This window comes from Microbacterium sp. GW821-FHT01D02 (assembly GCF_059422585.1).
Genome location: NZ_JBWKXB010000001.1, coordinates 150,467 through 164,618, shown reverse-complemented (window position 1 = coordinate 164,618; position 14,152 = coordinate 150,467). Strand labels below are relative to the sequence as shown.

General features: G+C 70.2%; 15 protein-coding genes and 1 tRNA gene. 11 read left to right on the top strand and 5 right to left on the bottom strand.

The window, feature by feature from the left end; genetic code table 11:
- Nucleotides 1-3: 3 nt before the first annotated feature.
- Nucleotides 4-342: an ArsR/SmtB family transcription factor gene (locus AC07VM_RS00820; RefSeq protein ID WP_267415315.1), complete on the bottom strand. Its 339-nt coding sequence runs from the start codon at nt 340-342 to the stop codon at nt 4-6.
- Nucleotides 343-457: 115 nt separating this feature from the next.
- Between AC07VM_RS00820 and AC07VM_RS00815 the strand changes: the two genes are divergently transcribed.
- From AC07VM_RS00815 to AC07VM_RS00800, 4 genes are all read left to right on the top strand, one after another.
- Nucleotides 458-2,233 carry a Na+/H+ antiporter gene (locus tag AC07VM_RS00815; RefSeq protein ID WP_267415314.1) on the top strand — a complete coding sequence of 592 codons (1,776 nt, stop codon included), beginning with the start codon at nt 458-460 and terminating at the stop codon, nt 2,231-2,233.
- Between the two features lie 103 nt (nt 2,234-2,336).
- A complete protein-coding gene (locus AC07VM_RS00810) occupies nt 2,337-3,248 on the top strand; it encodes a MetQ/NlpA family ABC transporter substrate-binding protein (RefSeq protein WP_494909603.1) in 912 nt (303 codons plus the stop codon).
- Between the two features lie 96 nt (nt 3,249-3,344).
- Nucleotides 3,345-4,388 carry a methionine ABC transporter ATP-binding protein gene (locus AC07VM_RS00805; protein ID WP_267415312.1) on the top strand — a complete coding sequence of 348 codons (1,044 nt, stop codon included), beginning with the start codon at nt 3,345-3,347 and terminating at the stop codon, nt 4,386-4,388.
- Nucleotides 4,388-5,047 carry a methionine ABC transporter permease gene (locus tag AC07VM_RS00800; RefSeq protein ID WP_267415311.1) on the top strand — a complete coding sequence of 220 codons (660 nt, stop codon included), beginning with the start codon at nt 4,388-4,390 and terminating at the stop codon, nt 5,045-5,047. Before AC07VM_RS00805 ends, AC07VM_RS00800 begins: the two co-directional genes overlap by 1 nt.
- On the opposite strand, the gene AC07VM_RS00795 is transcribed toward AC07VM_RS00800, so the two are convergent.
- Entirely contained in the window at nt 5,034-5,972 is a 939-nt protein-coding gene (locus AC07VM_RS00795; RefSeq protein WP_494909602.1) for a pseudouridine synthase, read from the bottom strand. The genes AC07VM_RS00800 and AC07VM_RS00795 overlap by 14 nt on opposite strands.
- Before the next feature lie 99 nt (nt 5,973-6,071).
- A complete protein-coding gene (locus AC07VM_RS00790) occupies nt 6,072-6,821 on the bottom strand; it encodes an SDR family oxidoreductase (RefSeq protein ID WP_494909601.1) in 750 nt (249 codons plus the stop codon).
- 62 nt (nt 6,822-6,883) lie between these two features.
- Between AC07VM_RS00790 and AC07VM_RS00785 the strand changes: the two genes are divergently transcribed.
- The gene (locus AC07VM_RS00785; protein WP_494909599.1) at nt 6,884-7,360 is read left to right on the top strand and encodes an RrF2 family transcriptional regulator; all 477 of its coding nucleotides are present in this window, start codon (nt 6,884-6,886) and stop codon (nt 7,358-7,360) included.
- A gap of 39 nt (nt 7,361-7,399) precedes the next feature.
- Here the strand turns inward: AC07VM_RS00785 and AC07VM_RS00780 are convergent, their stop codons facing one another.
- Entirely contained in the window at nt 7,400-7,894 is a 495-nt protein-coding gene (locus AC07VM_RS00780; RefSeq protein ID WP_267415306.1) for a MarR family winged helix-turn-helix transcriptional regulator, read from the bottom strand.
- A gap of 7 nt (nt 7,895-7,901) precedes the next feature.
- The gene (locus AC07VM_RS00775) at nt 7,902-8,399 is read right to left on the bottom strand and encodes a GNAT family N-acetyltransferase (protein WP_494909598.1); all 498 of its coding nucleotides are present in this window, start codon (nt 8,397-8,399) and stop codon (nt 7,902-7,904) included.
- A gap of 123 nt (nt 8,400-8,522) precedes the next feature.
- Here AC07VM_RS00775 and AC07VM_RS00770 point away from each other — a divergent pair.
- The 6 genes from AC07VM_RS00770 (at nt 8,523) to AC07VM_RS00745 (ending at nt 14,120) form a co-directional block, all read left to right on the top strand.
- Nucleotides 8,523-8,594 (top strand) — tRNA-Gln (locus AC07VM_RS00770).
- A gap of 1 nt (nt 8,595) precedes the next feature.
- On the top strand, nt 8,596-10,026 hold the full coding sequence (glmU, locus tag AC07VM_RS00765; protein ID WP_494909597.1) for a bifunctional UDP-N-acetylglucosamine diphosphorylase/glucosamine-1-phosphate N-acetyltransferase GlmU: 1,431 nt from the start codon (nt 8,596-8,598) through the stop codon (nt 10,024-10,026).
- 6 nt (nt 10,027-10,032) lie between these two features.
- Nucleotides 10,033-11,067: a ribose-phosphate diphosphokinase gene (locus AC07VM_RS00760; protein WP_267415303.1), complete on the top strand. Its 1,035-nt coding sequence runs from the start codon at nt 10,033-10,035 to the stop codon at nt 11,065-11,067.
- A 96-nt stretch (nt 11,068-11,163) separates the two neighbouring features.
- Nucleotides 11,164-11,634 carry an FMN-binding protein gene (locus AC07VM_RS00755; RefSeq protein WP_267415302.1) on the top strand — a complete coding sequence of 157 codons (471 nt, stop codon included), beginning with the start codon at nt 11,164-11,166 and terminating at the stop codon, nt 11,632-11,634.
- Nucleotides 11,635-11,648: 14 nt separating this feature from the next.
- On the top strand, nt 11,649-12,530 hold the full coding sequence (locus AC07VM_RS00750; RefSeq protein WP_494909596.1) for an FAD:protein FMN transferase: 882 nt from the start codon (nt 11,649-11,651) through the stop codon (nt 12,528-12,530).
- A 15-nt stretch (nt 12,531-12,545) separates the two neighbouring features.
- Nucleotides 12,546-14,120 carry an FAD-dependent oxidoreductase gene (locus AC07VM_RS00745; RefSeq protein WP_494909595.1) on the top strand — a complete coding sequence of 525 codons (1,575 nt, stop codon included), beginning with the start codon at nt 12,546-12,548 and terminating at the stop codon, nt 14,118-14,120.
- Nucleotides 14,121-14,152 lie beyond the last annotated feature (32 nt).

Here is a 14,152-nt window from a genome sequence, read left to right as displayed (position 1 = left end):
CCGCTAGTCCTGCCTCTCGTTCTTGAGTTCCTGCACATACGCGTCGAGTCGGTCGAAGCTCTCGCTCCAGAACCGCTCGAATCCGCCTGACCACTCGTGCACCGATCGCAGGCCCCGGGCGTCCAGAGCGTAGAGGCGCTGCTTGCCCGCTCTGCGGTCCCGGACCAGGCCCACTTCTCGGAGCACGCGAAGATGCTTCGACGTGCCGGGCTGGGACAACCCCAACTCCTCCGACAGTGTGGTCGCCGGTCGCTCGCCGTCGCGCAGCAGCGTCAGGATCTGCCGACGCCGAGGCTCGGCGATCGCATTGAACACATCCGATGTCGTCGCTGCTCGTGCCATGGAAGCAACATATACCCATATGGGAAAGTGTGTCCAGCGATGACCGGAACCAACTCCGCGGACGAGATCGGCTGACGGAGGAATATCCTTCTCTCATCGCTGTTGGGAGGTAAGGATGGAAGGCCTCGAAGTAACCGTCCTGCTCGGACTCACGATCCTCGTCGGAACCCTGATCGCCCCGCGCGTGCGCCTCGCGCTCCCGCTCGTGCTCGTCGTCTTCGGGCTGCTGCTCGGCTTCGTGCCGCAGCTGCGCGAGGTGCAGCTGCCACCGGAGACGGTCCTGCTGCTGTTCCTCCCGGTGATGCTGTTCTGGGAGAGCCTGACGACGTCGCTGCGCTCGATCCGCCGCGATTTCCGCTACATCCTCCCGATGAGCACGGTCCTCGTCGTCGCCTCGGCGTTCGCCGTGGCCGGCATCGGCGTGCTGTTCGGGATGCCGTGGGAGATCGCCCTCATCCTCGGTGCGGCCGTCGCCCCGCCGGACGCCACAGCTGTGGCCGCCCTCGGCCGCCTGCTGCCGCGCCGCATGTTCATGAAGCTCAAGGCCGAGAGTCTGACGAACGACGGCACCGCCCTGGTGCTCTACGCCATCGCCGTGTCGCTCGCGCTCGGCGGCCAGATCACCCCGCTGTCGGTCACGCTCGATGTGCTGATCTCCTACGTGGGCGGCATCGCGGCCGGTGTCGTCATCGCGGCGCTCGGCTACCTGCTGCTGCGTCGCACCTCCTCGACGATCGTGATCAACGTCGCGCTGCTGCTGATCCCGTTCACGGCGTTCCTCGTCGCCGAGATGGTGCACGCGTCCGGTGTGCTCGCGGTCGTCGTGGCCGGACTCATCGTGGCGTACGTGTCCCCTCGGGTGACGACCGCGTCCTCCCGGAGGCAGGCGGATGCGGCCTGGCCGTTCGGCGTCTTCCTGCTCAACGGCGCCCTGTTCGTGCTGATCGGCCTCGAGGTGCAGTACGTCGTGCACGAGATCTCGGCGGCGGCGATCGGGCGTCTGGTGCTCATCACGCTCTCGGTCTGGGCGACCCTGCTGGTCGTGCGCTACCTGTTCCAGTTGCTCAACGTGCCGTTCCAGCGCCAGACCGGTCCGCGGCCGGCGCCGGGCGCACGAGCCCGCGCCCGCGCCGTGTCGACCGTCGCCGGGATGCGCGGCGCGGTGTCCCTCGCGATCGCGCTCTCCGTCCCCACGACCATCACCGAGGGCGGAGAGATCAACGGGCGCGACGAGATCGTTTTCGTCACCGCGGGCGTCATCATGCTGAGCCTGCTCGTGCAGGGCATGCTGCTGCCGGCCATCGTGCGCTGGGCGCGGTTCCCGGCCGATCATGTCGAGGACGAGGAGTACGAGCTCGCGGAGCGCGCGATCTCCGGTGCGGCGCTCGCGGCGCTGGACGACCTCGCCGCCGAGCACGGGATCGGACAGGAGGTCCGCGACCGCGTGCGCTCCGAGGGCTACCAGATGCTGGAGTTCGCGAACGCACGATCGCTGGCGCGCGAGCAGGCGCTCGTCGACGCGGAGGCCGACGCGCTCGACGAGATGCTCGGCGAACCGGATCCGCTGAGCGCGGGCACCGCCGGGACCGATGGCTCCGAGGTCGATCCGGCGCCGAGCGGAGGCGCAGAGCGGATCGCGGAGACGGATGCGATCGACGGCTCGGTCCTGCAGATCATCGCCACCTCGACCGATGTCGACCTCGCGCAGCGGTCGCCCCTCATCCGGCATGAGGAGCACACGCGGCTCAAGCTCGCCCTCATCGACCGCAAGCGCGAGGTGCTGTTGGGGCTGCGCGGAGCCGGCACGGTGGACGACATCGTCGTGCGTCGCATCTCCGCCCGCCTCGACCTGGAGCAGGTGCGCCTGCAGGGGATCGAAGAGTTCGACTGAGCGGACCGCCGCTCGGCTGTGACGTCGTGTGACACGACGATTCCGCGCGCGCGGTCGAGCCTGCCTAACGTATTCGAGTCCCCCAAGAGAGGAACCCCTTCACATGTCACGCCGCACCACTTCCCTCCTCGCCGCGCTTGTCGCGGTCCCGCTCTTCGTCGCGCTCACGGGCTGCGCCACGGCATCCTCGAACGCCGGCTCCGGCAGCGAGGGCTCGACCGAGGACGAGGTCGTCAAGATCGGCGTCGTCGGCAAGGGCGACGCCCAGTGGCCGGCCTTCGTCGAGGCCGCAGCCGACGAGGGCATCACGGTCGAGCTGGTCGACTTCGGCTCCTACGAGCAGCCGAACCCCGCGCTCACCGAGGGCGAGATCGACCTGAACCAGTTCCAGCACATCGTGTACCTCGCCGAGTACAACAACGCCTCGGGCTCCGACCTCACGCCGATCGGCTCCACCGCGATCTACCCGCTGGGTCTGTACTCGACGAAGTACGACGACGTCGACAGCATCCCCAAGGGGGAGAGCGTCGCCGTCCCGGACGATGCCTCGAACCAGGCCCGTGCCCTCAACGTCCTTCAGCAGGCCGGTCTGGTCGAGCTGAAGAGCGGCGGCACGCCGTACTCCGACCTCGCCGACGTCGACACCGAGAAGTCGAAGGTCAAGGTCACCGCGCTGGAGGCGGCGCTGATCCCGACCTCGCTGCCCGATGTCGCCGCCGCGATCATCAACAACGATTTCGTGCAGGACGCCGGCCTCACGTTCGAGGATGCGATCGCTCAGGACGACCCCGAAGACGCCAGCGCGCTGCCGTACGTCAACATCTTCGCCGCCCGCGCGGAAGACGCGGACAACGAGACGTACCTCAAGCTCGTCGAGATCTTCCAGACCAACGAGGCCGTCCAGAAGGGCCTGCTGGAGTCGTCCGGCGGCACCGCCGTGGCGCTGCAGACGCCGGTGGAGGATCTGGTCTCCTCCCTCGCGAAGGTCCAGAAGGACGCCGACGCGAACAAGTAGGACGCGGGGGATTCCACCCCGTCCGATGAGGGAGAATCGGGTGGCGCGAAAACGCGTCACCCGATTCTTCGTTCCCGAAGCAGACCGGAGCAGCACATGCCGATCGTCACCCTGACGAACGTCTCCAAGACCTACCCCTCCCGCAACGGCGACGAGTCCGAGATCGTGGCCGTCGACGACGTCACCCTCTCGATCGAGAAGGGCGACGTCTTCGGGATCATCGGATACTCCGGCGCGGGCAAGTCCACGCTCGTGCGGCTGATCAACGCCCTGGAGCCCGCGACGAGCGGCACGATCACCGTCGACGGTGTCGACATCACCGCGCTCAAGGAGAGCGAGCTGCGTCGGGTGCGCGGCGGCATCGGGATGATCTTCCAGCAGTTCAACCTGTTCTCGTCCCGAAGCGTCAAGGCGAACATCGCCTACCCCCTCAAGCTCGCCGGCTGGTCCAAGCCCGACATCGAGGAGCGGGTCGCCGAGCTGCTCAGCTTCGTCGGCCTGTCCGACAAGGCGACGGCCTATCCGGAGCAGCTGTCCGGCGGGCAGAAGCAGCGCGTCGGCATCGCCCGAGCACTCGCCACCGGCCCCGCGATCCTGCTGGCCGACGAGGCGACGAGCGCGCTCGATCCGCAGACGACGCACGAGGTGCTCGATCTGCTCAAGCGGGTCAACCGGGAGCAGGGCGTCACGATCGTCGTCATCACGCACGAGATGGATGTCATCCAGACGATCGCGACCAAGGTCGCCGTGATGGAGAACGGCCGCGTCATCGAGAGGGGCGACGTGTTCGACGTCTTCTCCGCGCCGCAGAATCCCGCCTCGCAGCGCTTCGTCGGCACGGTCGTGAAGGGGATCCCCTCGCCTGCCGAGCTGGCCGTGCTCCGCGAGCGCCACCGGGGGCGGCTGGTCACGTTCTCGTTCCGGGACGGCGACTCCTCGCAGGCGCAGGTGTTCCTCGACCTCGCCGGCGCCGGTCTCGACTTCGAGCTCGTCTTCGGCGGCATCAACGACATCCGCGGGCGCGCGTTCGGGCACCTCACCCTCGCGATCCGCGGCGAGAGCGCGGCCATCGACCGCACGCTCGCCGACATCGCGCGACGCGTCGAAGTGACCGAGATCGCCGGAGAGGAGGCCCGCTGATGGACCGTCTGATCCAGCTGTGGCCGGAACTGCTGAAGGCCGCGCTCGAGACCCTGTACATGACGACGTTCGCGTTCGTCCTCGGCGGTGTGCTGGGACTCGCGATCGGTGTCATCCTCTACGTCACCCGCCCCGGTGGGCTCCTGGAGAACAGGACCGTCGCGTTCATCGCGAACCTCGGGGTGAACTTCTTCCGCCCGATCCCGTTCGTGCTCTTCGTGGCGGTGGCCCAGCCGTTCGCACGCCTCGTGGTGGGCATCGGCATCGGCACGACGGCCGGGGCGTTCATCATCGGTATCGCGGCAGCCTTCGCGATCGGCCGCATCGTCGAACAGCACCTCGTCTCGGTCCCGTCCGGCGTGATCGAGGCGGCGCGCGCGATGGGTGCGGGCCCGTGGCGCATCCTCTTCACGGTCGCGATCCCCGAATCCCTGGGGCCGCTGATCCTCGGCTACACCTTCATCGTCGTGGCGCTCATCGACATGACGGCGATGGCCGGGCTCATCGGCGGCGGCGGTCTCGGCGCCTTCGCCCAGGTCTACGGATTCCGGCAGTTCGAGCCGGTCGTGATGTGGACGGCGATCGTCCTGATCGTGGTGTTCGTGCACTTCGTGCAGATGCTCGGCACGCGCCTCGCACGCAAGGTCATGCGCCGCTGACGGGAGTCCCGCCGGCCGGCGCATCCTGGAGGGTGCGCCGGGTGGTGAACACGCGGTCCTTCCCGCTGAGCGGGTCCGCGAAACGCAGCTCCCGCGCGAGCAGCTGCAGCGGGCGGTCGAAGTCGTCCGGCAGGTCGTCGAGCAGGTCGGGGTAGAACCGGTCGTTCAGGATGCCGATGCCGAGCGCGGCGAGGTGCACGCGCAGCTGGTGCATCTTGCCGCTGTGCGGCCGCAGCAGCGTGTGCACCACGCGGTCGTCGCTGCCGATCAGCTCGACGAGGGTCTCGGCGTTCGGCTCCCTGGTGTCGTCGACCTCCACGCGCAGCTGGCCGCGGGGCTTGTCTATCCGATTGCGGTACACGAGCGGGAAGGCGGGGAGGTCGCCGTGTCGAGGGAGGGCGGACACCGCCTCGTACACCTTCTGCACCTCGCGGTTCTCGAACAGCAGCTGGTACGCGCCGCGGGTGGCGGGGCGCGACGAGAACATCAGCAGCCCCGCGGTCGCGCGATCCAGGCGGTGGATCGGCGCGAGGTCGGGATTGTCGAGCAGGTTGCGCAGTCGCACCAGCGCCGAGTTCTGCAGGAACTTGCCGCCCGGGGTCGTCGGCAGGAAGTGCGGCTTGTCGACGACCACGAGATGGTCGTCCTGGTGCAGGATCTCGATCTCGAACGGGATCCGCGTCTCGACCGCGGGCTCGCGGTAGTACCAGACGAACTCCACGCTCCCGAGCGGAGCGTCGCGGGGGACGGGCGCGCCGGCGGCCGTCACGATGTCGCCGAGGTCGAACCGCGTGAGCAGTCGCTCGGGGTCCAGGTGGAAGAAGCGCTCGACCATGTACGCCGACACGGTCGGCCACGGGCCGGTGAGGGGCACGTGCAGGCGAGTGGCTCCCACGCCGTCGCGCATCGGGAGGGGAGAGGGCATGCCCATCAGTCGGCCTCCGGGGAGCAGGGTCGCGGGTCGCGAGCGGGATGTTCCCACCCTAGGCGACCCGCCACCCCGGCTCCTTCCAGGGAGCGGCTGTCAGCGCGCTCCGGCCGCGAGCCAGTCGTCGAACGAGGTCGGTGCGAGCCGGGCGTCCGGTCCGGGGATGAGCACCTCGCCGGCGAACTCCACGCCCAGCGCGGCATCGCGCCATGCCGCCCGCAGGGGAAGGTCGCGGCCGCGGACGGCGAGGGTGCGTCGGGCCATGTCGACCGCGTCCTCGGTGCGCGGGCCCGCGATGTCGAAGGACCCGGAGAGCGGGGTCCCCACGGCCGTGGCCACCAGCGCGGCGGCGACGTCGGCCGGGGCGATGGGCTGCATCAGCAGCGGCGGCACGATCGCCTCGCCGTCGACGACCGTCCACTCGGCGATCATCGCCGGGAAGTCGTGGAACTGGGTGGCCCGCACGATCGTGAAGGGCACCGTCCCCGCGGTGACCTCGCGCTCCTGCGCCCGCTTGCCGTAGTAGTGCGGGTTTCCGGCGACGGCGTCGAGCGCGGCGATCGACAGCGCGACGTGGTGCCCGACTCCGGCCTCGGTCTCTGCGGTGAGGAGGTTGCGGGTGATCGTGGCGAAGGCATGCTCGGCCTCCGCGATGTCGGCGACCGGAGGGTTCGTGGCGTCGATCACGGCATCCGCCCCCTCCAGGCGCTGGCGGAGTCCGACACCGGTGAGGAGATCGACCCCCTCGCCGCGACTCAGCGAGACCGCCTCCTGGCCGGTCCGCTCCAGCTCCGCCACGACCAGACGCCCGATCCGTCCCGTACCACCAGCCACTGCGATGCGCATGCTCACTCCTTAATCATGGATATTACGTGTCCACAATAGAGTCCGGGCGGTAAGCTGGGCAAATGAAACTTCCGGAGACCTCCGAGTGGGTGCTGCACACGGTCGCCGTGATCGCCCAGCTCCCTGCGGGATCGACCGTCTCCGGCGCGCAGCTCGCGGAGCACTTCGGGGTTCCCGGCCCGTATCTCTCCAAGCAGCTCGCCAAGCTCGTGCGCGCGGGCATCCTCACCGGGAGCACCGGGCCGCGCGGCGGGTTCCGGCTGGCCTCGGGCCCGGAGCGGATCAGCATCCTCGACCTGGTGACCGCCGTCGACGGCGCCGCCGACCCGTACGTGTGCCGGGAGCTGCGTCAGCAGGGGCGCGGAGCAGCCCGCCCGGAGGACTGCACGCGGCCGTGCGCACTGGCCGCTGTCATGCGGCGCGCGCACGAGGCCTGGCGCGAATCCCTCGCCGGCGTCACGGTCGCCGAGATCGTCGCGGGCCTGCCGGCGGGAGTCCCGGAGAAGAATCGCAGACTGCTCCTCGAACCCGCGGGCTGAGGGGCACGACGTCAGGCGTCGAAGTTCACGCGTCGAAGCTCAGGCGTCGAAGCTCAGGCTCAGCTTGCGCAGGAGCCCGGCGAGGCGATCGCGGTCCGAACGGGAGAGGGCCTGCAGCAGATCGGCCTCCACGTCGACGAGGCGCGTGATCGCCGCGTCCACGCGGATGCGGCCGTCATCCGTGAGCGTCACCAGCACGCTGCGTCCGTCGCCGGGATCGGCCTCGCGGCGCACGAAGCGGCGGCCGACGAGCCGGTCGATCCGGTTGGTCATGGTGCCGCTGGAGACCAGCGTCTGCTGCAGCAGCTGCTTGGGGGAGAGCTGGAACGGTGCGCCCGCCCGGCGCAGCGCGGAGAGCACGTCCCACTCCCAGTGCTCCAGGTCGCTGCGGCGGAAGACGTCGCGACGGGCGCGATCGAGATGCCGCGAGAGCCGGTCCATCCGCGACAGCACCTCGAGGGGGGAGAAGTCGAGGTCGGGACGCTGGGTGTTCCATGCGCCGACGATCCGGTCGACCTCATCAGCCTCGCTCATCCGCCCATTATCGCGTGCGCGGGGCCGGGGTGCCGGACACCGCGAGCAGGTCGAGCGTCATGAACGTGCTGTGCGGGTCGGGGAGGTAGCCGCCGAACGGGCCGCACTCGACGAAGCCCGCCGCCGCGTACATCGCGCGGGCCGGGACGAAGAACTCCGCGCTGCCGGTCTCGAGCGAGACCCGGCGGATGCCGCGCGCCCGGGCGTCCGCGAGGAGGAACGCCAGCATCGACCTCCCCAGCCCGCGGCCGCGCACGGCCGGATCCGTCCGCATCGACTTGAGCTCCTCGTGCCCGTCCTCGACCGTCGCGAGGGCACCGGTGGCGACGGGGCTCCCGTCGAGGTGGCCGGCGAACAGACGCACGCGCGGCGTCAGCAGGCGCTCGAGCATGAGGGCGTGGCGGCTCTCCGCCGGCGCGGTGTGCTCCATCTCCGCATGATGGGCCTGCAGGAAGGAGGCGAGCTCCGGGGTGGCGGACTCGACCCGGTCGATCACGATGCTCATGGCGTCAGCATCGCAGAGCCGTGTTTCCGACGGATGACGGCGCGAGCACGCGTCATCCGCACACACCGGAACACCGGCCGGATCATGGCAGACTTGTCCCCGCGGTGCCCTCGGGCGTCGCGGTCCGCCGTGGTGTAATGGCAGCACGACAGCCTTTGGAGCTGTGAGGTCTAGGTTCGAGTCCTGGCGGCGGAGCATGACTGGGAACAATCTCGCCATCATCGTCCTCGCTGCAGGCCAGGGCACCCGCATGAAGTCGCGCCTGCCGAAGGTGCTGCATCCGATCGGCGGGCGTCCGCTGGTGGGCCACGTGCTCACCACGGCGGGGCGGCTGCAGGCCGCGCACGTCGAGGTGGTCGTGCGGCACGAGCGCGACCAGGTCGTCGCGGCGCTCGCCGAGGACTACCCCGACGCGGTGTTCGTCGATCAGGACGACGTCCCCGGCACCGGGCGTGCCGTGCAGGTGGCGGTCGAGGCTCTTCCCGACGACTTCGACGGCGACGTGCTCGTCCTCTCCGGCGACTGCCCGCTGGCCGACGTCGACACCCTGTCCGCCTTCCTCGCGGAGCACCGCGCCTCGGGAGCGCCGGCCACGCTGATGACCGCGCTGGTCGACGACCCGACGGGCTACGGGCGCGTCGTGCGCGACGCCGACGGCGGTGTCGACCGCATCGTCGAGCAGAAGGACGCGAGCGCCGAGGAGGCGGCCGTCCGCGAGATCAACGCCGGCATGTACGTGTTCCGCGCCGCGACGCTTCGGGCCTACCTGCCCCGGGTCGGCGTCGACAACGCGCAGGGCGAGATGTACCTGACCGACGTGCCCGGCCTGCTCCGTCGCGACGGCGACCGGGTGGCGGCGTCCGTCGTCTCCGACATCTCGGTGACCTTCGGCGTCAACGACCGCGCGCAGCTGGCCGAGGTCGGCCGACTGCTCAACCAGCGCATCGTCCGTCGCTGGCAGCTCGAGGGCGTCACCGTCATCGACCCGGCGACCACCTGGATCGACGACGACGCGAAGCTCGCGCCCGACGTCACGCTCCTGCCGAACACGCAGATCCTGCGCGCCACCGTCGTCGCCCCCGGAGCGATCATCGGCCCCGACACGACGCTGGTCGACTGCGAGGTCGGCGAGGACGCCGTGGTCCGTCGCACCGATGCGACCCTCGCCGTGATCGGCGCCGGGGCCACGGTCGGTCCGTTCTCCTACCTCCGCGCCGGCACGGTCCTGGGCGCCCAGGGCAAGATCGGCGCCTACGTCGAGACGAAGAACGCCGAGATCGGCGAAGGCAGCAAGGTCCCGCACCTCTCGTACGTGGGCGACGCGACGATCGGCCGCGGCGTCAACCTCGGTGCGAGCACCATCACGGCCAACTACGACGACGTGAACAAGCACCGCACCGAGATCGGCGACGAGGTGCACACCGGGTCGCACACGGTGCTCGTCGCGCCCGTTAGGCTGGGAGCCGGTGCGAAGACCGGTGCAGGCGCCGTCGTCCGCAAGGACGTCCCCGCCGGCGCTCTGGCCATGAGCGTCGCCCCCCAGCGCAACATCGAGGGCTGGGTCGAGAAGAACAGAGCAGGGACGGGCGCGGCGGATGCTGCGTCCCGCGAGAATTCGGCGGAATAGGCGGACATGGCGCGCAAGAAGAAGACGGTCGATCTGGATCGCGACAACGGCGTGGCCCCCGGGATCATCGCCAAGACCAAGAAGCGGCTCGTCGTCGCCGGTGGTCGCTCGCATCCGGCACTCACCGCAGCGGTCGCCGAGGCCCTCGGCACCGAGATCGCGCCGGTCGAGCACCGCACGTTCGCCTCGGGTGAGATCTACGCCCGCTTCGAGGTGTCGATCCGCGGAGTGGACCTGTTCCTGATCCAGACCTTCGGCGAGCCGGTCAACGAGTGGCTCATGGAGACGCTCATCATGATCGACGCCGCGAAGCGCGCATCGGCCAAGCGCATCACCGTCGTCGCCCCGTACTATCCGTATTCGCGTCAGGACAAGAAGGGCCGCGGTCGCGAGCCGATCAGCGCCCGCCTCGTCGCCGACCTCCTCAAGACCGCCGGTGCCGACCGTGTCATGAGCGTCGACCTGCACGCCGCGCAGATCCAGGGCTTCTTCGACGGTCCCGTCGACCACCTGTTCGCGAAGCCGGTGCTGCTGGACTACTTCGAGCGCACCCTCTCGCCCGCCGACCGCGAGATCCTCACGGTCGTCTCGCCCGACATGGGCCGCGTGCGCGTCGCCGACACCTGGTCGGACAGCCTGGGCGCCCCGCTCGCGATCATCCACAAGCGTCGTGACCCGAAGGTCGCCAACCAGGTCTCCGTGCACGAGATCGTCGGCACGGTCGAGGGCCGCACCTGCCTCCTCGTCGACGACATGATCGACACCGGCGGCACGATCGTCAAGGCCGCGCAGGCGCTCAAGGCCGCGGGTGCCCACCGCGTCATCGTCGCGGCCACCCACGCGATCTTCAGCGACCCGGCATCCGATCGGCTGCAGGACTCGTCCATCGACGAGGTCGTCATCACCGACACGATCCCGCTCACGGAATCGCGTCGCTGGGACAACCTGACGATCCTCCCGATCGCCCCCCTGCTCGCACGCGCCATCCACGAGGTCTTCGAGGACGGATCCGTCACGAGCATGTTCGGCGGCGACGCGTAACGCATCGTCACGGCACAGCCCGCGCATAGCCGTGGTGCTTACGGTCGAATGGTCGACCACCGGAGTCGACCGACACCGAGCCGGGAGGACCGCATCATGATCCGCACGACCGTACCGACCTCTGTCCGCAAGGGATCCGCGATCCTCGGGATCGCGGGACTCTTCGTCCTCGCCGGCTGCTCCGGCAACGCCGACGCCGAGTCTCCGGCCGACGGCGGCGCCACGGCGGACTCCGGATCGTCCTCCTCGTCCGGTGGCGACTCGACGGGCGCGTACACCGACGGCACCTACACCGCCGAGGGCTCGTACCAGACGCCCGAGACCGTCGAGCAGATCTCGGTCACGCTCACCCTCGCCGACGGCGTCGTGACCGACGTCGAGGTCACGGGCGACCCCCAGGCCCCCGAGAGCAAGCAGTACCAGGGCCAGTTCATCGACGGCATCGCCGATGAGGTCGTGGGCGTGGCCGTCGACGACCTGAACGTCAGCCGCGTCGCGGGCTCCTCGCTCACCAGCGGCGGCTTCAACGACGCCGTGCAGTCCATCAAGGAGCAGGCGGCCGCCTAGGCGCCTGGCGCGGCATGGCGAGCTGGCGCTTCGAGGCGATCGGAACGCACTGGGAGATCGAGTCGGCGCAGGAGTTGACCGACACCGCTCGTGCGGCGGTCTCCGCCGAGATCGAGCGGTTCGATCGGGAGTGGTCGCGGTTCCGGCAGGACTCCGAGGTCCGTCGCCTCGGGCGCGAGGGCGGTGCCTTCGCCTCCGCCGACGCCCGTCCGATGCTCGACGCGTATCGGGAGCTCTCCGCGGCGACCGCCGGTGCCGTGAACCCGCTGGTGGCCGACAGCCTCGACGCGCTCGGCTACGACGCGGAGTATTCGCTCGTCGCCGGAGATCCGGTGCGCGCGCCGGACGGCTGGGAGCGGCAGGTGCCCTGGACGGCCGGTGAGGTCACCGCATCCGTCCCCGCGCTCCTCGACGTCGGAGCCCTGGGCAAGGGCCGCCTGGTCGACCTCGTGATGCGCGTCCTGGAGCGCGTGCCCGGCGACCTCGTGGTGGATGCCGGTGGCGACATCCGCGTGCGCGGCGCGGCTGTGCGCATCGGCCTCGAGCACCCGTACGACGCGCGGAAGGCGATCGGCGTGGTCGAGGTGCAGGACCAGGCGCTGTGCGCGTCGGCGATCAACCGTCGGGCCTGGGGGAGCGGACTGCATCACGTGCTCGACGCCTGCACCGGACAGCCCGTCCGTACGTGGGCGGCCACCTGGGCGCTCGCTCCGGACGCGATGACGGCCGATGCCGTGGCGACCGCGCTGTTCTTCGACGGCGGCCCCGAACTCGCCGACGCCTGGGGTGTGGAATGGGTCCGCATGAGCACGGACGGGCGCGTGCAGCGCTCGCCCGGGTGCCCGGCGGAGTTGTTCCTCGCCGGTGGCGACACGCGCCGTCCAGCGCAGGATTAGGGAAGAGTGGAGACCGTGATCACGTCATTCGCCGCCGCACGCCAACGGGTCCTCGCGGTGCTCGGCTCCCTGTCGATGTACCGTCTCGTGCTCTTCGCGCTCATCGCCCTCGCCGTGATCGCATTCGCGCTGTCGCTGTTCGGCGTGATCGTGTCGCCGACCCCGCTCGAGCTCGTGGCGTCGTTCCTGGTGCTCGCGATCGTGATCTCGGCCGTCGACGCGGTGGCGCAGCGCATCCTGCGGCTCCCGTGGCGCATCGAGTCCTCGCTCGTCACCGCGCTCATCCTGCTGTTCGTCCTGCGGCCGGGCGTCGAGCTCGGCGCCCTCCTCGGCCTCGCGCTGGCGGGAGCGGTGGCGAGCGTCTCGAAGTACCTCATCGCCTGGCGCGGTCGCCACATCTTCAACCCCGCGGCGTTCGGCGCCGCGGTGGTCTCGATCCTCGGGGCGTTCGGCGCGTTCGAGTGGCTGGGCACCTCCTCCTCGTGGTGGGTCGGCACGCCCGTGCTCACGATCCCCGTGGCTGTCCTCGGCCTCGCGGTGCTGTGGCGCACCGAGAAGGTGCGGGTCGTGCTGGTGTTCCTGCTCGTCGCTGTCGCCACCTCGGTGGTGCGGCAGGCGGTGCAGGCGGCCGAGTTCGACATCGGCTTCGACGTGCTGACCGCGCTGCAGTTCGCGGTGCTGCAGTCGCCGTTCCTGTTCCTCGGGGCGTTCATGCTGTCCGAGCCGCTCACGCTGCCGCCACGCCGCCGCCAGCAGGTCGCCGTGGCCGTCGTGGTGGGCCTCCTGGCCGGATGGCCGATCTCCGTCGCCGGGCTCTTCACGCTCGGACAGGAGCGCGCGCTGCTGATCGGGAACCTGCTGGCGTTCGCCTTCGCCCTGCGCGGTTCGGTGCGGCTCGTGCTCCAGCGGCGCGAGTTCGTCACCCCGACCGCGCAGGAGCTCACCTTCCGGGCGAAGGGGCGCGTGCGCTTCCTGCCCGGTCAGTACCTCGAGCTCGACGTGCCGCATCACCGGCCCGACGCCCGCGGCACCCGGCGGGAGTTCAGCATCGTCTCCGCTCCGGCCGACCTGCCGACGCTGCGGATCGCCTACAAGAACGGCGACCAGAAGCATCCGTCCAGCTACAAGCGCGCCCTGGCTGCGGCCGAGCCCGGCGCGACGTTCGCGGTGACCGGCACCTGGGGGGACTTCATCCTGCCCCGAGGCGACCAGCCGGTGCTGATGGTGGCGGCGGGCATCGGCGTCACGCCGTTCGTGTCGCAGCTGCGTCAGCTGCAGGCGACGGGTCAGCAGCGCGACGTGGTGCTCGTGTACGTCGCCTCCGACGCGTCCGAGCTCGCCTTCCGGGAGGAGCTGGCCGCCACCGGCGTGCGCACGGTCGTGTTCACGCGCGACGAGCCGACCGACCTGCCCCCGCACTGGAGCTGGGCGCAGGGCGCCCGCCTGGACGCGGAGACCCTGGAGCGCACCGTCGCCGACCTCTCCGCGCGGCACGCGTTCATCTCGGGGCCGCCCCGGCTGATCGCCGACCTCGCGCCGGCCCTGCAGAAGGCCCGCAGCCTCACGACCGACGCCTTCGCCGGGTACTGATCCGCGGGTCAGGCCTCGCCGGGTACTGTTCC